The following is an 18,629-nucleotide window of genomic DNA, read 5'->3' on the forward strand; positions in this document are numbered from 1 at the left end:
GGAATTCCTTGATACGTGCCGTATCAAGGAAGGTTCCGCATGAACCCCACACGTACGAACGAGCGCTCCTCCCGCACCCGCAGCCGCACCGGCGGCCCCGCTTTCGGCACCGGCGCCGGTTCGGGCCAGGGCAGCCGCTTCGGCTCTTCGCCCCAGAGCCGCTCCGGAGCCCCGAGCCGCACCGGAGGTCCGAGCCGCTCGGGCAGCTACGGTCGTCGGCCCGCCGCGGTGCAGGGCGAGTTCGCACCGCCGAAGACGATCACCCCGGCACTGCCCGCCGTCGAGGCCTTCGCCGACCTCGTCATGCCGACCGAGCTGCTGACCACGCTCACCCGTGAGGGCATGGCCACGCCGTTCCCGATCCAGGCCGCCACGCTCCCCAACACCCTCGCGGGCCGCGACGTCCTGGGACGCGGCCGCACCGGCTCCGGCAAGACCCTCGCCTTCGGCCTCGCGCTGCTGGCCCGTACGGCCGGCCAGAGCGCCGAGTCGGGTCAGCCGCTCGCGCTGGTCCTCGTACCGACGCGTGAGCTCGCCCAGCAGGTCACCGCCGCGCTCACCCCCTACGCCCGGGCGGTCAAGCTGCGCCTGGCCACCGTCGTCGGAGGCATGCCCATCTACCGGCAGGCACAGGCGCTGCGCGCCGGGGCCGAAGTGGTCGTGGCCACGCCCGGCCGGCTCAAGGACCTCATCGACCGGGGTGACTGCCGGCTGAACCAGGTCGCGATCACCGTCCTGGACGAGGCGGACCAGATGGCCGACATGGGGTTCATGCCCCAAGTCACCGCCCTGCTGGACCAGGTGCGGCCCGAAGGGCAGCGGATGCTGTTCTCCGCCACGCTGGACCGCAACGTCGACCTGCTGGTGCGCCGGTACCTGACGGACCCTGTCGTGCACTCGGTCGATCCCTCGCAGGGCGCGGTGACCACGATGGAACACCACGTCCTGCACGTGCAGAACTTCGACAAGCAGGCCGCCACGACCGAGATCGCCGCCCGCGAAGGCCGAGTGATCATGTTCCTGGACACCAAGCACGCCGTGGACAGGCTGACCGAGCACCTGCTCAGCAGCGGGGTCCGCGCCGCGGCCCTGCACGGCGGGAAGTCCCAGCCGCAGCGGACCCGGACCCTCACGCAGTTCAAGAGCGGGCACGTCAGCGTCCTCGTGGCGACGAACGTCGCGGCCCGTGGCATCCACGTCGACAACCTGGACCTCGTCGTCAACGTGGACCCGCCGACCGACCCCAAGGACTACCTGCACCGCGGCGGCCGCACCGCCCGCGCCGGCGAGTCCGGCAGCGTCGTCACCCTGGTCCTGCCCAACCAGCGCCGCGAGATGACCCGCCTGATGACGGCCGCCGGCATCACCCCCCTGACCACCCAGGTCCGCTCGGGCGACGAGGCCCTGACCCGGATCACCGGCGCGCAGGCGCCCTCCGGTATCCCGGTCACCATCACCGCACCGGTGTCCGAGCGGCCCAAGCGCAGCACGGCATCCCGCGGGCGCCGCGGGCCCGCGTCGGCCGCCCGGCGCGCGAGCGCACGTCAGTCCGCCTTCGATGCGGCGGCCTGACAACCACGTGTTCCGGAAACTGACCCATCTCTGCAGGAGGCAGATTTTGACGCTGGTCCAGATGCAGCCCCGTTCCGCGCATGCCGACCTCGTCCGCAGGACGGTGGAGGACGCCATGGAGGCGGCCGGTCCGCAGGTCTGTGACGACATGACCGTCGAGGTGGCCCTGGCGGTCACTGCCGGTTCTCGCGCGGACCATCTGCTCGTCTGCGACGAGGACGGCCTCTGCACTGGGCTGATCACCCGGGAGCGGCTCAGCGCCATCCGCGACAGCGCCGCGTACACCGACCGGCTCCGGCTGCGCGATGTCCTCGGCGACGGTGGGCCGTTCACCTCGCCCATGACCACGATGGCCGAGGCCGAGCACGCGATGCGTTATCGCAAGCTCGCCGCCCTGCCCGTCGTCGATGAGCAAGGCAGCGCTCTGGGCGTCCTCGCCCTCGCCCGCTGAACCACCTCACCATGGCCGGACCCTTCCCCTCTTCCCTTTGTGAGGCAACATGCGCTGTGTCATCGCCCGCTTCCCGTTCGACCTGACCAAGAGCGGCGTCCTGGAGTCCATGAAGGGCATCAAGCCCGAGGAGGTCCTCGGCGAGTCCGTGATCATCGGCCGCCGCACGTACCCTGTCAAGCAGGTCGGCCAGGTCCTCACCCGCCAGGACCGCCGCGACTTCAGTGCCGGCGAAGTCCTCCGCGCCATGACCCAGCTCGGCTTCACCTGCCGCGGCAGCGTTCCCCGAACCGCCGTGGCCACACGCGTACTCAGCCCCCTCCAGCGGGCCTCCGCCATGCTCGGCACCCCCGTTTCCGCCTGACCGGTGGGCCCAGCGCGCCACCACCCGCGCAGGAAGAGGGCCCGACCGGCACGCGCCGCTCGGGCCCTTCCGCATACCCACGGGGAAGCGCATTTGGGTGGACCGCACTCCGGGCGGCCTGACATCAGCGCCCTGATCGCCGCCCGAAACCGCGTACAGGCCGCCCAAGCCGACATCGCACTCGCCGCCGTCCCCGCCCACACGCTGCGCGTCCTGCGGATCATCTGCCTGGATCAGACCCTCCGCCCCCTGCCCGGCACCGAGTCCTGACCGCCAGGACTCCGCGCGGAGAGGTCCGGGATCGGCCACCCGACCTCAGGCTCGCGCCTATCCGCCGGTCCGACGGGGCAGGAGGGCACGTACGGTCTTCCCGCCTTCAGGGGTGGGCGTGACGACGGTGGCGCGGGCCAGGTCGTTGACCATGTGCCAGCCGAACCCCCCGGTGCCGTCGACGAGGTCGGGGGTACGCATGCGCGGCGGGAGAGGACTGGAGTCCTCGACGGCGACCTCGATGATGTCGGGGTGCACGGCCAGCCGGAGCGTGTAGGAGCCGCCGCCGTGACGCAGGGCGTTGGTGACGAGCTCGGAGACGACCAGGATCACGGTGTCGGCGTGCTCCGGCTCGATGGCCTGCTGCCCGAGGGTTTCGATGAAGGACCGGGCGGCCTGGCGCGCCTCGGCGACGGCGGACAGAGAAGCAAGGGCTGTGCACTCGGCGCTCATCGTGGTCATCGCGCGCTCCGGGTCTGTTGTCGGTGTCCGGCCTTGCTTGCCCGGTCGTTGTTCCCTGACCCACGACTGTTCAACCTGACGGGACACAATTACCTCAGCGGCACGCACTCAAAAATCTATCCCGGCTGGAGTAGACATTGGATGGTGACGTAGTTATGGTTTCTCTCGTAACCCAGAGAGACAGCAGGGTCGGGCAGAGATGAACTGCCGGCAGTAGTACACGCAGGACCCGTAGGTGCAGTGCGCAGGACGGTGCGGTGGTGGAGTTCCGAAGCCAGGGCTGGTGCAGGACGGCGACGGGACTGACGACCGGACCGGGTGGCCCGCAGTCATCAGGGGCCACCACGAGCAGTACCCAGCAGTGAAGTCAGTGAGCAGCACCTCGGTGAAGGCGTCGGCTGCGGGCGCGCGCACCGGGAAGTTCGGCAGTGGGGTTCCAAGCCAGAGCAGACGCACGATGGGCAACGGGGCTGGCTGTCGAAACGTGGCGCCAGGTCAGGCCACGAGCAGTACCAGCAGTTAGCAGTACCAGCAGTAAGAGAAGGACCAGCAGTACGCAGTCCCCCGCTTTGCAAGTAGTTGACATCGAGGGATGAACGGAGGAGTTGAAGCGCCATCAGGATCGCCCGGACGTAAGTCTGAGTCCGGGTACCGCAGGACATCGATAGTGAGGTGGTCTCCGGTCAAGCAACCGCGATCCCCGTACTCCCGGCAGCACCTCAGCCGGGTCGGCGGAAACAGAAGGCCGGCGCAGTAACAGGGCCGGCAGATGGTGTAGCAGTTCCTTCGGGGCCCTGGTGTCGTACGCGCCAGGGCCCCTCCCCGCGTTCCGCCCCCTTCCTCCACCTGTTTCGCAGTGAGGTGCGATGACAGCAGACGACTCGTTCAGCCGTCTCGACGACGACGGCTACCCCGCCTACACGATGGGCCGGGCCGCAGAGATGCTCGGTACCACCCAGGCCTTCCTCCGCGCCATTGGAGAGGCCCACCTGATCTCCCCGCTGCGCTCCGAGGGCGGTCACCGCCGCTACTCCCGCTCCCAGCTGCGCATTGCCGCCCGCGCCCGCGAACTCGTCGACCGGGGCACTCCCATCGAGGCCGCCTGTCGGATCGTGATGCTCGAGATCCGACTTGAGGAAGCTCAGCGCGTCAACGCCGAGCACCCCTCCCTCGCGACCGAAGGGCGCCCACGCAAGGCAGCCTGAGGTGGACGTGCCCGCCGGTCGCGGTGGGCACTCCCGCCCGCGCGTGTCGGAGGTATGACGCACCTTGTTTCCTCTGGTGACGGGCCGTTGGGGGCGTGTAGCGTCTGCGTCAGCTGTCGTGGTTCGGAAGTCCCCTTTGCCCACGCCTTGGTGTGGGCGTTTTGCTGTGCAGTGCCGCAGGAACCAGGACGATCACCTCCGCCTTCCGCATGGAGCGGGAGGCGTTCATCGACTGGAAGGCATGAGACATGGCTACGGGAACTGTGAAGTGGTTCAACGCTGAAAAGGGCTTCGGCTTCATCGCCCAGGACGGTGGCGGCCCGGACGTCTTCGCCCACTACTCCGCGATCAACTCCTCGGGCTTCCGCGAGCTCCAGGAGGGCCAGGTCGTGACGTTCGACATCACCCAGGGCCAGAAGGGCCCCCAGGCCGAGAACATCAACCCGGCCTAACCCTCCCCACCCCGCCCGCGCGGCCGCGGCGATCGGCGCTCACGGCTGTCCGTACAGCTCACAGGCGTCCGAACAACGGACGTCTGCGATATCCGCGGGAACCGAGGAGTACTGGATCAGGGCCGCGCAGCGTTTGCTGCGCGGCCCTGATCCGCGTCAGGACGGTTCGGTCAGGACGTGATCGGCTCGGGCAAGCTCGGAGACGTGAGCGGCCGCCCCTTCCAGGGGCAGGAGAGGCCGCAAGGGGCAGGAAACCGGGGTGCGGTCGTGATCGACCTCCCAGGTGGGCAAGGGTGCCGAGTGAGCACAGGTGGTGGAAACGGCGTAGAGGGTGCCGGAACAGCCCCGGCACACCAGCGAGCCGTGGATCACGCGAGTACCTCCGATCGAACCGACGCGGCTGCGCCATCAGCAGGGTGGGCATCCCCTGCCAGGTGCAGCTGCCGCAACGTGCTTTCCGTCTCGCGCCAGAAGTGCTCGGCAGAGACCAGACGCCGCCACAGCGGGTCAGGACAGCAGGGGACGGTGGCGCCGCGGGCCGCCCACTCCTCGGCCAGCCGCGCGTACAGGGGTGTGCTCTCGTCCGGGACCTCTCCACCGGCCTGCCCACCGGCGTGTGCCGGACTACGGGAAGGCCACCGGCGCGGCTGTTCCGGAAGACGGGCAGCGGCTCTGCGCTTGCCACTGCCGGCCTGAGCACTGCGGTCGAGGTATACCCAGTGATCATCCGTCACGTTCGTCAAAACGATTCTTCCACCCCGTTGGACACCGTTTCCGGTTGGCCGCAACGACCCCTCCTCCGCTCCCCTGAAGCAGCCGGGATCGGGAACCGCTCGCCGCAGTGGCGTGGCGAACTCGACGGCGCGCCCGGCGTCCGGGTCCAGCTCGGCAGCCTCAGGGAGCGGCCATGTTCGAGCTCGATTACCTCCTCACCAGCCAAGAGCAAATCTATCTTGGCTGGAGTAGACATTGGGCGGTAGCGTGGTTATGGTTTCTCTCGTAGTCCAGCGAGACAGCAGGGCCTGGCAGAGACGAACTGCCGGCAGTAGTACACGCAGGACCCGCAGTTGCAGTGCGCAGGACGGTGCGGTGGTGGAGTTCCGAAGCCAGAGCTATTGCAGGACGGCGACGGGACTGACGACCGGACCGGGTGGCCCGCAGTCATCAGGGGACACCACGAGCAGTACCCAGCAGTGAAGTCAGCGAGCAGCACCTCGGTGAAGGCGTCGACTGCGGGCGCGCGCACCGGGAAGTTCGGCAGTGGGGTTCCAAGCCAGAGCAGACGCAGGACGGGTAACGGGGCTGGCTGCCGAAGCGGCGCTCGGTCAGGCCGCGAGCAGTACAAGCGGTTCGCAGTACGCAGTACCAGCGGTAAGCATCATCAGCAGTACGCAGTCCCCCGCTTGGTAAGTAGTTGATCACCGAGGGAAGAACGGAGGAGCTTGGCGCCATCAGGATCGCCCGGGCCGGCAGGTTGAAGCCCGGGTACCGCAGGACATCGTCAGTGAGGTGGTCTCCGGTCAAGCAACCGCGATCCCCGCAACCCGATCACGCATGAGTCGGGTCTGCGGAAACAGAAGGCCGGCGCAGTAACAGGGCCGGCAGATGGTGTAGCAGTTCCTTCGGGGCCCTGGTGCCATAGGCGCCAGGGCCCCTCCACGCGTTCCAGAAAGAGGTTCAATGACAGCAGACGACTCGTTCGGCCGTCTCGACGACGACGACTACCCCGCCTACACCATGGGCCGGGCCGCAGCGATGCTCGGCACCACCCAAGGATTCCTCCGCGCCCTGGGCGAAGCCCGCCTCATCACCCCGCTCCGCTCGGACGGCGGTCACCGCCGCTACTCCCGCTACCAGCTGCGCATCGCCGCCCGCGCCCGCGAACTCGTCGACCACGGAACCCCGATCGACTCCGCCTGCCGCATCATCATCCTGGAAGACCAGCTCGAAGAAGCCCAGCGCATCAACGCCGAGTACCGCCGAGCCGGCGAACCCTCCGCTCCATCGGCACCAGCCTGAGGTGATCGTGCCCGTCGTCATCGGCGGGCTCCCGATCTTCAAGCATTCCCGAGGTGACGCGGGTGCACAGGCGCGGGCCTCTTCGGCCTTCCCCTTTGCCGCCACCCTCCGGCACCGCAAGCCGGACCCGAATGCCGCGCTGCGCCCGCCGCACGGGCCCAGGGACCGACGTTCGCACCACCGCGGCCTCGTCGTCCTACTCGCCGCAGCGTGGGCTCTGGGACGGAGCGGTACTCGGGCGCGGAGGCCTCTGTGAGGTCAGCCCTGGCATGCCCGCCCGGAATCCTCTGCGGACTCGGTTGCGCAGCAGACACCGGGGCATGTGGTCGGGCAGGCGCGAAACCGGTGGGGCACCGAGCCACCACGCCCGGGCGCCGAGGACGAGGAGACGGTCTGTGAGCGGAGTGTGGATGTACGCGCAGGACAGCGACTACACGCCCGGGCAGTCGCTGGTGGGATTCACCGTGGCCGCCGACCACACCTACCTGTCCGCGGTCGGCGACTACTACGTCTCCCTCCGCCGCCCGACCGCGCCCGGACCCGACGGCGGTCGATAACCCACCACGCAAATGAGCCGGCAAGCATCGACACACCGTCGCGCTCAGTAGGCAGCGCGGAAGACGGCGATGTAGTGCGCGGTGAAGGCTGCCACGGTCAGGGCGTGGAACACCTCGTGGTAGCCGAACCAGCGGGGTGAGGGGTCGGGGCGCTGGAGGGCGTACACGACGGCGCCCGCGCTGTAGAGCAGCCCGCCCGTCACGATCAGGGTGAGTACGGCCGCGCCGCCGCTGTGCAGGAAGTCGGGCAGGTAGCGCACCGGTGCCCAGCCCAAGGCCAGGTAGCAGGGCGTGTACAGCCAGCGGGGCGCTCCGATCCACAGGACGCGGAAGGCGATGCCGGCCAGAGCACCCGTCCATACGATCCACAGGAGGACGGAGCGCTGGTCAGGGGCGAGAAGGAGCACGGCCAGCGGGGTGCAGGTGCCGGCGATGATCAGGAAGATGTTGGCGTGGTCGAGGCGGCGCAGGACGGCCTCGCCGAGCGGTCCCCACGTGCCGAGGTGGTAGACGGCGCTCGTCCCGAACAGCAGCCAGGCGGTGACGGCGTACACCGTGCAGGCCACAGTGGCCTGCGGCGTTCCTGCCAGACAGATGAGGACAATGCCCGCGGCCAGCGACGCGGGGACCATGCCGGCATGGAGCCAGCCCCGTAGCTTCGGCTTGATCGGCTCCACCAGATCCCGGGGCACTACTTCCCGTCCTGACACGTACTGCTGGGCATCACTGGCAACCATGAGTCCATGCTAGGAGCCTGTCCGGAGCGGCATTCCCCGAGGTGTGCGCGTCGCGGACATCGCCGTCGTCGCATCGGCCCACTCCGACGGATACGTGGCCACCGCGCACCTCCTCGGTCTGCTGGCCGCACTCCCCGCCCCCACCGCGTCCGGAGAGCACTTCTGGTCGGAACTGTGGAGGTCCTCGGGCTCCCTCTACCTGCTGCCCGCCAACATCAAAGCGTGCGTGCTGAGTTCGCTGGCAGGAGAAGGCACCGGCCTGGCCGGGCAGATCCTCTCAGCCTTCGACGAGATGACCCCGCCCCAGCGCATCGCAGCTGGAGAGGTCATCGGCCAGGCACTCGCCGAGTCCGACCACCTCCCCGACCTCAAAACGCAGGTTATCGGTGAGCTGTGGCTCCGCGACCTCGAACTCACCGCCTGGCGCGTCCTGCACGCGGACCACAAGTCAGCCGATCCGTCCAGGCGGGAAGCCTTCTTCGACGCGTGGACGAGCGTCTGATCTGCAACGTCTCCCGTGCGCGCACCGCCGAATGCGTGCGCGATGCGTGAGCGGACGGGGCGGCAGGTTCGAATCCTGCCGAGGGCACTGCATGGACCGCACCTCTGGGGTTTCTTCTCCGGGGGTGCGGTCTTTTTTGGTTTTGGGGTCTGTGGCGGGTGCGGTCACTGCTGGGGTGCGTGTTGCCTCGGGGAGGCCGGGAGGGTGAGGCGGGCCTGGGCGCCGCCTGGGGGTGGGTTGGTGAAGGTGAGGGTCGCGCCCAGGGTGCGGGCCTGGCCCGCGGCGATGGTGAGGCCCAGGCCGTGGCCCTTGTTCATGCCTTCCGTGCGGAAGCGTTGCGGGCCGCCCGTCAGGAGGTATTCCGGGTAGCCCGGACCGGCGTCCGTGACCGTCAGGGTGCTGCCGTCCACCGTCACCGTGACCGGGGCCGCGCCGTGTTTGTGGGCGTTGGCGATCAGGTTGCCGAGGATGCGTTCCAGGCGGCGGCGGTCCGTCTCCACGCGGAGGGGGGTGGATGAGATCACCAGTGAGGTGGTGGGGGTGGTCGTGGGGGGCGTGGGGGTCGTGGGTGAGGTTGCGGCTATTGCGCGGGCCGCCAGGGTGGGGAGGTCGTACGAGTCCAGTTCCAACCGCTCGCTGCGCGTGTCCAGGCGGGAGATCTCCAGCAGGTCCTCCGTCAGCGAGCGCATCGCCTGCACCCGGTCGCGTACCAGCTCGGCCGGGCGGCCCGGCGGGAGGAGTTCGGCGGCGGCGTTCAGGCCGGTCAGCGGGGTGCGCAGTTCGTGGGCCACGTCCGCCGTGAAGCGTCGCTCCGACTCCAGCTTGCGCTGGAGGGAGGAGGCCATGGTGTCCAGGGCGCTCGAGACGGCGGCGACCTCGTCCTTGCCGCGCGGGGAGCCGTTCACGCGGGCGTCGAGGTCGCCCGCGCTGATCCGGCGGGCCACCTGCGCGGTCTGGTGCAGGCGCCGCGTGATCCGGGTGACGCCGAACGCGCCGATCAGCAGGGTGGCGCCGATGGCCAGCGCGGAGGAGCCGAGGATGGCCCGGTCCAGGTCGGCGATGGTTTCCTCGCTGCCGCTGTAGTCCACGGACGCCGCGATGACCTGCCCCCGGTCGGCGGGGCCCGCGGCCCACATCGCGGACCGGCCGCGGTGCTCGCCGACGGCGGTGCCGCGCTTGCCGCTCGCCGCCAGCGCGCGCAGCTCGGGCGGCACGCCGGCCGCGCGGACGCCCTCGCCGCGCGGGGTGCTCGCGCCGCTCTCGTAGAGGTCGGTGATCCGGTCGAGCTTGGCCAGCGCGCGCTCGCGCGCGACGCCCACGGTCTGCCGGGTCATCGCGTCGTGGACGAGGGTGCCGAGCAGCGCCGCCAGACCGCAGCACATGAGGGTGATGAAGACCGCGGCCTTCCAGGTGAGCGTGGCGGTCCAGGCCGGGAGGCGTGCCCGGCCCGGGCCGGGTATCTCCTGTGGCCCTCGTGCGCCGCGCATCACCGTTCCGCCTGCGGGGTACGGGTGAGGCCGCGGGCGGTGGGTCCGATGCTGAAGGTGTGCTGGGTGTCGTTCATGATCCTCTGAATGCGGCCGTCCAGAAGCCGGTCAGATCACGGTAATGCGCCACCCGAACGGCACCCTCAGCGGGCTCCGCCCAGAGCGTCGGCGTGCGGGCGGAAGAGACCGCCTAGTGCTGTGCCGGGCGTCGCGACCCGGTGAACCTTTCCGGTCACAGCACTAGGCCGCCAGGTCGGCGTAGAAGATGACGTTGTTGGTGCGGTGGCCGTCCTTCAGTTCTCCGCCGCAGGTCAGCAGGCGCAGCTCGGAGCGGTTGGTGTCCCCGTAGACCTTGTCCGTCGGGAACTTCTTCTTGTCGACGTCCTCGATCTCACGGATCTTGAACCTCGCCGTCTTCCCGTCCTCCCGCGCCACCTCGATGACGTCGCCGAGCTTGATGTTCTTGACGTTCTTCATCAGGGCCGGGCCGTGCTTCGTGTCGAAGTGCGCGACGAGGACGGCCGCGCCCTTCTCGCCCGGGGTGACTCCCTCGGTCCACCAGCCGGGGCTGTCGGCGTCCGTGTCTGCGTCCGGCACACCGAGCTCACCGGTCGCCAGATCCACCTTGAGGTCCACCATCTTCTTCGCGTCCACACCCGCCGAGTCGATCTTCATACCGGTCGGCTTCGACTTCGGCAGGGCGGGCGTCGTCGCGGCGCCGGACGCCGGGGCGGCAGCCGTGCTGCCGACCTTGGGGTCCGGCGGCAGCTCGGGGTCGCCCCCGCAGGCGGTGAGCGAGCCGACGCCGATGCCGGTGACGGCGAGCGCGAGCACGGTGGAGGCGACGACCCTGCGGCGGGCGGCGGGGGCGGCGGTGCGGGTCATGTCGTACTCCGGGGTGGCGGCGTGGCAGGCAGGCAGGGAGGGAGGGAGGGAGGGAGGGAGGGAGGGAGGCCGGGAGGCAGGGAGGGAACGGCAGAGCTGGGCGAGCGGTCGGCCCACGGCTCCGGTCAGCGCTCCGTGCGGTTGCGGCGGAGCATTGCGAAGCCGAGGCCCGCCGCGCCCGTGGCCGCCAGGCCGGCGCCGCCGGCGATCAGGAGGGTGCCCTCGCCGCCGGAGGACTCGACGCCCTCGGCACCGGCTCGCACGCCGCCCTTCGGGGTGACCTTCTTGTCCTGCTTGGCGTCCTGCTCGGCGTCCCGCTTCGCTTCGGGCTTGGCTTCGGGCTTGGCTTCCGGCTTGGCGGCCGGCTTGCCGTCCTCGGTCCAGCCCTTCATCGTGCCGTCCGGGTTCAGGACGAAGTGCGCGCCGTTGTGCTGGGCGCTGTCGGACTTCTTGCCGTCCGTCTTCATCGTGTGCCAGACCGACTTGTTGTTCAGCAGGTCGGCCTCGTAGCCGGCCTTGGTCTTGTAGACGCGGGCGTCGAAGCCGGAGCCGCCGAGGTTCTTGTACTCCCTGACGAAGGCGCGGCCCTCCTGGCCCTTGCCCTCGGTCATGCCCTTCGCGGTCAGCTGCCCGTTGAAGTCGAGGGTGAAGGTGACCCCGTCGATCGTCCGGGTCTCCGTCTTGGACCGGCCCTTGCCGTCGTGGGCCTTCAGGGTGCCCTTGTCCTTGCCGTCCTTCGTGACGTCGGCCTCGAAGCCGAGCGTCGCGGACTTCTTGCCGCCCTCGTACTGCGCCAGCTCGTAGACCTTGCCGCTCCAGCCCTTCTCCAGGTTCACCGTGCGGACCGCCTCGCGCCGGGTCTCCTTGGCGGGGGCCGTCGGCGAAGGGTCGCTCGTGGCGGAGGGGGCCGTGGGGGCCGAAGGGGCCGCGGGGGTGCTGGGGGCGTCGGCCGCGAAGGCGTGGGCGGTCGGCAGTGCCAGGGCGGTGATGGCACCGGCGGCTACGGCGGCGGTACGGAAGGTGGCGCGCATGGGTGGTTCCCCTCGGGTCGGCGTCGCCTGTGGTCTCGGTCCGGGCGGACCACCCGGTTCGGGTGGTCCGCCCTGGCGACGGACAAGACGTTACGAGGGTCATGTTTTGGTAATGCCTCGGCAATGTAACAGTTATCGGGACGCTTTCCCGCGAAGCCGTTAAGAGCCCCCATTTGAATGAAAGTGCAATCAATTTCCCCTTCCCCGGGCACGCGAAAGCCCTTCCGGCACGGGCCGGAAGGGCTGACGACTGAAGACTCGACGACTGGAGAGGGACTAATGGCGGATGATCTAGCTCAGGCCCCGGCTGCGCTCGCCGATGCGGTCACCCTGTGGGGTTCCGGCGCGCTTGAGCGCCGCCTTCGTGTGCGCTCCGCCCTTGACCTTGCTCCGGAGCTCCTGGTCGAAGCCGTGCGTCTGCCCGCGCGGCGGGCCGGGCGCATCCAGGGCCTTCGCCATGGCCGCTCGGACGTCCTGCTTCTGCTCTTTGCTCATCCCGCCGTCAACTCCCTAAAAGACTCGGGACACTCGATCGGACTACTGGGATCGTATGCAGAAATACGGACCAACGCACCCGGACCGTATGTAAAAGATATCTTGATCAAGGTCGCGGCGGAGTCGTCCGCTCCGCCGGGCCCAGCACCTCGTAGATCAATTCCTCCGGGCACGGCGTGCCCCGCGGCAGCTGGTACTTCGCCGCCACCCGGTACTCCCCCGGCGCCGGCGCCAGCAGCTCCGTCCACACGTCCCCGGTGGCGTCCGGCGGCGCCTTGAACAGGCACCCGGCCGTGTTCGCGTACTCCTTCGGCACCGTCTGCTTCGACTCGGAGGAGGGCCGGGAGGACCCGGAGGACCCGGAGGACCCGGAGGACCCGGAGGACCCGGCCGGGGCCGTGGGAGAGGACGTGGGAGAGGAGGATCCTTCCTTCCGCTCCTTCGCCGCCTTCGCCGCCTCCTTCGACGCCGCCGTCTCCTGCGGCGGCTCCACCGGCTTGCCCGCCGCGTCCACCAGCCCCAGCCACGGCGAGTGCGGAATCCGCACCAGCACCCGGCCGGCCTGCTTCACGTCGATGACCAGCTGGTCCGCGCTCGCCCGCACCACCGTCGCCGGTCCGGCGACCAGGTCCGTCGGGTCCATCACCTTGAAGAGCTGCCAGTTCGCGTCGCCCCACACCTGCTGGAGGTACGGGAGCCCCTCGCGCACGAGCTTCTCCTCGTCCTTGCCGCCCTCATCGGGTTTGTCGGCGGGCAGCACCACGTAGTGCACGGCCCAGCGCTCCAGCCAGTCGCGGTAGCTGTCGGCGTCCAGGCTGTCGTCGTAGAAGAGCGGATTGCGCTCGAGGTCGGCCTGGCGGTTCCAGCCGCGCGCGAGGTTCACGTACGCGGGGAAGGCGGAGGACTCGCGGTGGCTGCTCGCCGGGACCACCTCCACCCGGCCCCGGTCGGCGCCCGCCTTCTGGAGCTGGTCCACCAGCGGGGCCAGCTCGCGGCTCCAGGAGGCCATCGGGGTGGTGCGGACGATGTCGGTGACGCTGTTGACGGTGATCCAGGCTGTGACTCCGGTCAGGGCGAGCAGCACCCCGTACCAGTGGCGCGAGCGCGGAGCGCCGGCGTACGGGAGGGCGGCGAGCAGCACCGCCCCGCCGAACAGCATCGCCAGCCGGGTCACGTTCGAGCCGACCTGGGAGTCGATCGCCCAGGTCAGCGCCACGCCGAGGGCGTAGATCGCGGACGCGGTCCGGACGGTCTTCCAGCCCTTCGGTACGAGGAACAGCGCGGCCAGCGCGCAGGCGAACGGCAGCGCCGCCGAGAGCAGCTTCATCGGCTGCGTCCCGGAGAACGGGAACAGCCACGCCGACAGGCCGACCACCGCGGCCGGGGCCAGCCCCAGCGCGTACGCACCCGGGCGCCGCTTGTTCAGGAACAGCGCGGCCGCGATCACCCCGAGGAACAGCCCGGCGACCGGACTGGAGGCGGTGGCGACCGCCGCGAGCGGGGCCGCGACGGCGGCCTTGGCCCACCGCCGCTCGGCCCATTTGCGGGGCCAGCAGAAGACGGCGGCGACGGCGCCGAGGGCGAACATCACCCCGAGCCCGAAGGTGACCCGGCCCGACAGGGCGTTGCACAGCAGCCCGTACACCCCGGCCAGGGCGGGCCACAGCGGCTCGCGCACGGCCCGGCGGCAGCGGGTCAGGATCAGCGCCAGCAGCCCGGCCGAGACCGTTCCGGCGATCATCATCGTGGTCCGGACGCCGAGCACGTGCATCACGTACGGCGAGACCACGCTGTACGAGACCGGGTGCATGCCGCCGTACCAGGCGAGGTTGTACGCCGAGTCGGGATGACGGCCCACGAACTCGGCCCAGGCGTCCTGCGCGGCGAGGTCGCCGCCGCTGTTGGCGAAGGCGAAGAACCAGACCACGTGCAGCAGCGCGGCCAGAGCGGTGGCCACGGCCACGGGATGCCGGTGGGCCAGGGCGAGGGCGCGGCGGAGCGGGCCGGGGCCCCGGCTCTCGCCCAGGCTCCGGCCCCGGCTCGGGCTCTCGCTCCGGCCCTGCTCCCGGCCCTGTTCCGGCCGCTCAGCGATGGTCACGCCGACGTACTCCCCAACACGATGAGTCTCCGGTCCCGCTCCTCGGTCCGTAGACGCGGTCCGGCGTCCCGGGGTTGCCCCGGGACGCCGAATCGCTCCACACCCGAACCCGCGCCGGACGGGTCAGCCGACGCGCGTCAGCTTCTGGCCGATGCCGGGCGCGCTGAGGTCGCTCTGCAGGGCCACCGGCACCTTCACCTGGCTGGCGCCCTCGCCGACCGTCAGCACACCGATCTCCGAGCCCGCCTTCGCGGTCTGCGGGATCTTGGCGGCGTCGTCACCCAGCTTGATCGCGACGTTGAGCGCCGGCCAGCCGACCGCTTCCACGTCGGCGGTGGCCACGACCGGGACGTGGCCGCCGAGCCCGTCGTCCACGTAGCCGACGACATCGCCCTTCTTGACCACGGTCGCGGCCGTCAGCGCCTTCTGCGTGGCGAGCATGACGTCCTTGCTCGCCGCGATCGCCGTACCGAGGATCGGTACGCCGTGTTGACCGAGGACCGCGCCGACGATCAGCTGGTTGGTCTTGCCGACCTTCTTCTCGGCGGCGAAGAGCAGGTTGCCGCCGGCCTTGGTGGTCGAACCGGTTTTGAGGCCGATCGCGCCGTTGAACGGAACCAGGTCGTTGTAGTTCCGCCAGGACTTGCCTTGGGGGTCGACCCAGTTCGGCAGCTTGGTGATCGCGATCAGTTCCGGCATCTCGACGAGCTTGAGGCCGAGCTTGACCTGGTCCTCGGCGGTGCTGACCGTGGTCGCGTCCAGACCCGAGGGGTCCGTGTACGTCGTATTGGTCATCCCGAGTTCCTTGGCGGTGGCGTTCATCTTCTGGACGAACGCCTCCGGCCCGCCGTCCCAGCGCGCGAGCAGCCGCGCGACGTTGTTGGCGGACGGGATCATGATCGCTGCGAGGGCGTCGTACTGCGAGATGCTGCCGCCCTCCTTCAAGTTGTTGACCGTGGACTCGCCCTCGGTCTCCTTCTTGCCGTCCTCGACCGCCGTCTTGTCGATGGGGATCATCTGCCCCTTCTCCCCCTTCTTCATGGGGAAGTCCTTCAGGATCACGTAAGCCGTCATGGCCTTCGCGACACTGCCGATGGCGACGGGCTTCTGGTCCCCGAAGCTGCCCACGGGGCCGAGACCGGCCGCGGCCATGTAGGCCTGGCCCTCCTTCGGCCACGGCAGGACCGGGGCGCCGCCCTCGAAGGTGTACGAGTCCTTCGCGGTCATCTTCAGCGTCGGCTGCGGCAGCGGGCGCACCAGCTGCACGACGGCGAGGACCACCGCCAGGAGCAGGACGACCGGGGCGTAGATCTTGAACCGCCGCAGGGCGGTCCGGGCGGCGCTCGGCGGCGGGGGCGGGTTGTTGGTGAGGTCCGCCAGCATGTCGAGCGGCGGCTTGGGCGGCAGCGGCTGCTGCGTGGTCCGCTCGGGCGACACCTTCGCGGCCGGGGCCGGAGCGGGAGCGGGAGCCGGAGCCGGAGCCGGAGCCGGAGCGGAGGCCGCGGTGGAGGCCGGGGTGGCCGTCGCCCGGGGGGCCGGTGCCGCGGGAGGCGCCGTCTTCGGCGTCTGCCCGGTGGCGGAGCGCTCGGCGCCCTCATCGGTCCGCAGGGGTACGAACTTGCTCGCGCGCTCCCCGCCGACTGCGCCGGTCGGAACCTCCTTCGAGGTCCCGGGCTTGGCGGCGCCGGGCTTGATCGCGCGGAACACAGCGGTCCGCTCGCTGTCGGCGGGCTCCCCGACGGGCTTGGCAGCAGGCTTGGCAGCGGGCTTGGCGTCGGGCTTGGCGTCGGGCTTGGCGTCGGCCGAAGCCGCCGGCTTCACCGCGCGGAACACAGCGGTCCGCTCGCTGTCGGCCGGTGCATCGGCAGCCGGAGCGGCGGGCTTCACGGCCCGGAACACGGCAGTGCGCTCGCTGTCGGCCGGCTCGGCCGGAGCAGCGGGCTCGGCCGGGGCGCCCTTCGCGGCGGCGGAGCCCGAGGACTCCGGGGCGCTCGGGGTGGCCGCGGGCTTCGACGGGGCTTCGGACCGGGACGCGGAGTCGCCGCCGCCGCGCACCGAAGCGGAACCGGCAGCCGGGGGCTTCGCGACGCGGAACACCGCGGTGCGGTCACTGTCGCCCGGCTCGGCGGCCGAAGCTTCGGAGCCCGCACGGGAACCCGTACCGGAACCGGCACCCGGGGCCCCGGAAGCGGGGGCGGGAGCGGAGGAGGAAGCGGAGCCGGGACGGGACGGCGAGGCAGAAGCGGAACCGGAGGGGGACTCGGACCGGGACGTGGAGGCGGAACCGGAAGGGGCATCGGAAGTCGCATCGGTAGCCGCAGCCGCAGGGGCCACGGCGCGGAACACGGCCGTACGGTCACTGTCGTCCGACCCGGCCGACTCCGAAGCGGAATCCTTGGCCGGAGCAGCCGACGGTCGGGCCGCAGGCTTGGCGGCCGCATCCCGCGGATCGGCGTCCGAGGCGGCGGACCCACCCGGGGCCGACGCGGCCGAACGGGCGGCGGACACCCGCTCCGAAGCCGCCGGCCGGGCACCGGACTCGGCACCCTCACGACGCGAAGCGGAATCCAGACTCGAACCCGCGCCCGAACTCGCGCCCGAACCCGAAGACGAACCCGAACCCGAATCCGTACCCTCGGCGGCGGCCGGGGCCTCGCCCTCGGTCGCGGCTTCCTCCGGCAGGGCCTTGAAGACCTCAGTCCGCGCTCCCGGCGCGGCCTCGTCCGGCTCGTCCTCGGAGGGCTCCGCGGTGGCGACCCACGCCGCCACGGCCTCCCTCAGCGGATCCCGGCCGGAGCGGGAGCCGGCGCCGGACCCCGAGTCGGAATCCGAACCCGAGTCGGAATCCGACCCAGAACCCGAATCCGATCCTGAACCCGATCCGGCGTCGCCGTCACCCTCGCGGGAATCGCCCCCGCGGGAATCGCCCCCGCGGGCATCCTCGCCGCGGCGCCCCGCGGACCCGTCTTCGGGGTCCCTGGGCCGGAACACCGACACCCTCGGGTCATGCCCCTGTGAGGACTCCGCCGCCCCCGACGTTCCTTCATCAACCGACTTGTCGGGGGACTCGCCCGCCACCAGTTCCTCCTCGATCGCCACCACGTCCGGCTGTCCGAATGTCTAACAGTGTCCCGTCTCGGGGGCATCGCCCCCGTGCTAGACGAGAACGACATAGCTGATGGTTCCCCCACAAAGCGGCCAGGCACTCTCGACAGATGAATGTGAGAGGCGTCACCCTGTCACTCATCCACGCGGGGAGGCATGGATGGGCAAGAGCCGCAGAACGATTCCGGAGGAGCTTTTGCTGCTCGCCTTGGACCCGACCACGGGTACCACGGCGCAGCCGCAGTCGCTCGACCTCGGCCTGGCCGGGGCACAGCTAGTGGAGCTGGCTCTGGCAGGACGGATAGCCCCTGATGGGGATCGTATCGCCGTGGTGATGCCACGGCCGACAGGAGATCCGACTCTGGACTCCGCACTGGAGTTGCTGCGCAGGCGCGGCAGCCCGGTTCGGGCCGTCCATTGGATCGGCGGACCCCGACTGGGGCTCCGTCAGATTTACCTCGCTCACTTGGAGCGCTGCGGCATGGTCCATGCCGTCGCGGGCCAGATGTGCGGGGTGTTGCCGACGACTCGCTACCAGGCGACCGACACGGCAATCAGCCGGGAGATCCGTGGCCGGCTGGACAGTGCGATCCGCACCGGTGTACCGCCGGACCCGCGGACCGCGGCGCTTGCCGCACTGGCCCACGCGGTCGGACTCGGCAAGCACCTGTACCCCGGCAACGAGGGGCGGTCGTCCAGGTCCCGGCTGCGGGACCTGATCCGGCACGACCCGATGGGCGGACTGGTGGCGCACGCCGTCATGGACGTCCAGAACGGTGTGGCCGCACAGCCACGCCGTGACCGTGCACCGGCCCAGCCCGCGAGGGCCACGGCGGCAGCCGTTCCGCTGCAGCCGCGCCGGACCGGTGCGATGGCCCGCGCGGCCGCGCACTGATCCACCGGCGGGACGCTGTACGGGCAAGAACGGGCAGGAACG

General features: G+C 70.5%; 18 protein-coding genes. 10 read left to right on the top strand and 8 right to left on the bottom strand.

Translation table 11 applies throughout. From position 1 onward, the window contains the following. The first annotated feature begins 39 nt into the window (after positions 1 to 39). The 4 genes from OG490_RS15760 to OG490_RS15775 all read left to right on the top strand — a co-directional run bounded on the left by OG490_RS15760 (position 40) and on the right by OG490_RS15775 (position 2,657). On the top strand, positions 40 to 1,572 hold the full coding sequence (locus OG490_RS15760; RefSeq protein ID WP_330296925.1) for a DEAD/DEAH box helicase: 1,533 nt from the start codon (positions 40 to 42) through the stop codon (positions 1,570 to 1,572). A 46-nt stretch (positions 1,573 to 1,618) separates the two neighbouring features. Continuing rightward, positions 1,619 to 2,023, top strand: a complete 405-nt coding sequence (locus OG490_RS15765) for a CBS domain-containing protein (RefSeq protein ID WP_330296926.1) — start codon at positions 1,619 to 1,621, stop codon at positions 2,021 to 2,023. A gap of 49 nt (positions 2,024 to 2,072) precedes the next feature. Then, positions 2,073 to 2,387, top strand: coding sequence for an SCO5918 family protein (locus OG490_RS15770; RefSeq protein WP_330296927.1), 315 nt, complete (start codon positions 2,073 to 2,075; stop codon positions 2,385 to 2,387). 93 nt (positions 2,388 to 2,480) lie between these two features. Next, complete coding sequence (locus OG490_RS15775; protein WP_443065821.1) at positions 2,481 to 2,657, top strand: hypothetical protein; 177 nt, start codon at positions 2,481 to 2,483, stop codon at positions 2,655 to 2,657. 57 nt (positions 2,658 to 2,714) lie between these two features. Here OG490_RS15775 and OG490_RS15780 read toward each other — a convergent pair whose 3' ends face one another. After that, on the bottom strand, positions 2,715 to 3,119 hold the full coding sequence (locus OG490_RS15780) for an ATP-binding protein (RefSeq protein ID WP_330296928.1): 405 nt from the start codon (positions 3,117 to 3,119) through the stop codon (positions 2,715 to 2,717). Positions 3,120 to 3,985: 866 nt separating this feature from the next. Here OG490_RS15780 and OG490_RS15785 point away from each other — a divergent pair. From OG490_RS15785 to OG490_RS15800, 4 genes are all read left to right on the top strand, one after another. Further along, positions 3,986 to 4,324 carry a helix-turn-helix domain-containing protein gene (locus tag OG490_RS15785; RefSeq protein WP_330296929.1) on the top strand — a complete coding sequence of 113 codons (339 nt, stop codon included), beginning with the start codon at positions 3,986 to 3,988 and terminating at the stop codon, positions 4,322 to 4,324. 248 nt (positions 4,325 to 4,572) lie between these two features. Next, positions 4,573 to 4,776 carry a cold-shock protein gene (locus OG490_RS15790; RefSeq protein WP_109779107.1) on the top strand — a complete coding sequence of 68 codons (204 nt, stop codon included), beginning with the start codon at positions 4,573 to 4,575 and terminating at the stop codon, positions 4,774 to 4,776. A 1,680-nt stretch (positions 4,777 to 6,456) separates the two neighbouring features. Next, on the top strand, positions 6,457 to 6,795 hold the full coding sequence (locus tag OG490_RS15795; RefSeq protein WP_330296930.1) for a MerR family transcriptional regulator: 339 nt from the start codon (positions 6,457 to 6,459) through the stop codon (positions 6,793 to 6,795). 395 nt (positions 6,796 to 7,190) lie between these two features. After that, complete coding sequence (locus OG490_RS15800; protein ID WP_330296931.1) at positions 7,191 to 7,352, top strand: hypothetical protein; 162 nt, start codon at positions 7,191 to 7,193, stop codon at positions 7,350 to 7,352. 44 nt (positions 7,353 to 7,396) lie between these two features. Here OG490_RS15800 and trhA read toward each other — a convergent pair whose 3' ends face one another. Next, complete coding sequence (trhA, locus tag OG490_RS15805) at positions 7,397 to 8,089, bottom strand: PAQR family membrane homeostasis protein TrhA (RefSeq protein WP_330296932.1); 693 nt, start codon at positions 8,087 to 8,089, stop codon at positions 7,397 to 7,399. A 43-nt stretch (positions 8,090 to 8,132) separates the two neighbouring features. Between trhA and OG490_RS15810 the strand changes: the two genes are divergently transcribed. Beyond that, the gene (locus OG490_RS15810) at positions 8,133 to 8,591 is read left to right on the top strand and encodes a hypothetical protein (RefSeq protein ID WP_330296933.1); all 459 of its coding nucleotides are present in this window, start codon (positions 8,133 to 8,135) and stop codon (positions 8,589 to 8,591) included. A 164-nt stretch (positions 8,592 to 8,755) separates the two neighbouring features. On the opposite strand, the gene OG490_RS15815 is transcribed toward OG490_RS15810, so the two are convergent. From OG490_RS15815 to OG490_RS15840, 6 genes are all read right to left on the bottom strand, one after another. Next, positions 8,756 to 10,078, bottom strand: a complete 1,323-nt coding sequence (locus OG490_RS15815; RefSeq protein ID WP_330296934.1) for a HAMP domain-containing sensor histidine kinase — start codon at positions 10,076 to 10,078, stop codon at positions 8,756 to 8,758. Positions 10,079 to 10,318: 240 nt separating this feature from the next. Further along, complete coding sequence (locus OG490_RS15820) at positions 10,319 to 10,963, bottom strand: sortase domain-containing protein (RefSeq protein WP_330296935.1); 645 nt, start codon at positions 10,961 to 10,963, stop codon at positions 10,319 to 10,321. A 125-nt stretch (positions 10,964 to 11,088) separates the two neighbouring features. After that, a complete protein-coding gene (locus OG490_RS15825; RefSeq protein WP_330296936.1) occupies positions 11,089 to 11,994 on the bottom strand; it encodes a hypothetical protein in 906 nt (301 codons plus the stop codon). 291 nt (positions 11,995 to 12,285) lie between these two features. Continuing rightward, the gene (locus OG490_RS15830; protein ID WP_330296937.1) at positions 12,286 to 12,489 is read right to left on the bottom strand and encodes a hypothetical protein; all 204 of its coding nucleotides are present in this window, start codon (positions 12,487 to 12,489) and stop codon (positions 12,286 to 12,288) included. 106 nt (positions 12,490 to 12,595) lie between these two features. Next, positions 12,596 to 14,587: an MFS transporter gene (locus OG490_RS15835; protein ID WP_443065822.1), complete on the bottom strand. Its 1,992-nt coding sequence runs from the start codon at positions 14,585 to 14,587 to the stop codon at positions 12,596 to 12,598. 123 nt (positions 14,588 to 14,710) lie between these two features. Then, positions 14,711 to 16,684 carry a D-alanyl-D-alanine carboxypeptidase family protein gene (locus tag OG490_RS15840; protein WP_330296938.1) on the bottom strand — a complete coding sequence of 658 codons (1,974 nt, stop codon included), beginning with the start codon at positions 16,682 to 16,684 and terminating at the stop codon, positions 14,711 to 14,713. A 1,168-nt stretch (positions 16,685 to 17,852) separates the two neighbouring features. Here OG490_RS15840 and OG490_RS15845 point away from each other — a divergent pair. Further along, positions 17,853 to 18,587 (top strand): GOLPH3/VPS74 family protein, encoded by a 735-nt coding sequence (locus tag OG490_RS15845; protein WP_330296939.1) that lies wholly within the window; start codon positions 17,853 to 17,855, stop codon positions 18,585 to 18,587. Positions 18,588 to 18,629 lie beyond the last annotated feature (42 nt).

Origin of the sequence: Streptomyces sp. NBC_00503 (genome assembly GCF_036346895.1) — a bacterium.
Lineage (GTDB): Bacteria > Actinomycetota > Actinomycetes > Streptomycetales > Streptomycetaceae > Streptomyces.

What these genes read in the sequence shown, in the direction of transcription:
- OG490_RS15780 (WP_330296928.1), bottom strand. Translation starts at nt 3,119, where the DNA reads ATGACCACGATGAGCGCCGAGTGCACAGCCCTTGCTTCTCTGTCCGCC.
- OG490_RS15830 (WP_330296937.1), bottom strand. Translation starts at nt 12,489, where the DNA reads ATGAGCAAAGAGCAGAAGCAGGACGTCCGAGCGGCCATGGCGAAGGCC.
- trhA (WP_330296932.1), bottom strand. Translation starts at nt 8,089, where the DNA reads ATGGTTGCCAGTGATGCCCAGCAGTACGTGTCAGGACGGGAAGTAGTG.
- OG490_RS15845 (WP_330296939.1), top strand. Translation starts at nt 17,853, where the DNA reads ATGGGCAAGAGCCGCAGAACGATTCCGGAGGAGCTTTTGCTGCTCGCC.
- OG490_RS15820 (WP_330296935.1), bottom strand. Translation starts at nt 10,963, where the DNA reads ATGACCCGCACCGCCGCCCCCGCCGCCCGCCGCAGGGTCGTCGCCTCC.
- OG490_RS15790 (WP_109779107.1), top strand. Translation starts at nt 4,573, where the DNA reads ATGGCTACGGGAACTGTGAAGTGGTTCAACGCTGAAAAGGGCTTCGGC.
- OG490_RS15825 (WP_330296936.1), bottom strand. Translation starts at nt 11,994, where the DNA reads ATGCGCGCCACCTTCCGTACCGCCGCCGTAGCCGCCGGTGCCATCACC.
- OG490_RS15785 (WP_330296929.1), top strand. Translation starts at nt 3,986, where the DNA reads ATGACAGCAGACGACTCGTTCAGCCGTCTCGACGACGACGGCTACCCC.
- OG490_RS15795 (WP_330296930.1), top strand. Translation starts at nt 6,457, where the DNA reads ATGACAGCAGACGACTCGTTCGGCCGTCTCGACGACGACGACTACCCC.
- OG490_RS15770 (WP_330296927.1), top strand. Translation starts at nt 2,073, where the DNA reads ATGCGCTGTGTCATCGCCCGCTTCCCGTTCGACCTGACCAAGAGCGGC.
- OG490_RS15760 (WP_330296925.1), top strand. Translation starts at nt 40, where the DNA reads ATGAACCCCACACGTACGAACGAGCGCTCCTCCCGCACCCGCAGCCGC.
- OG490_RS15815 (WP_330296934.1), bottom strand. Translation starts at nt 10,078, where the DNA reads ATGCGCGGCGCACGAGGGCCACAGGAGATACCCGGCCCGGGCCGGGCA.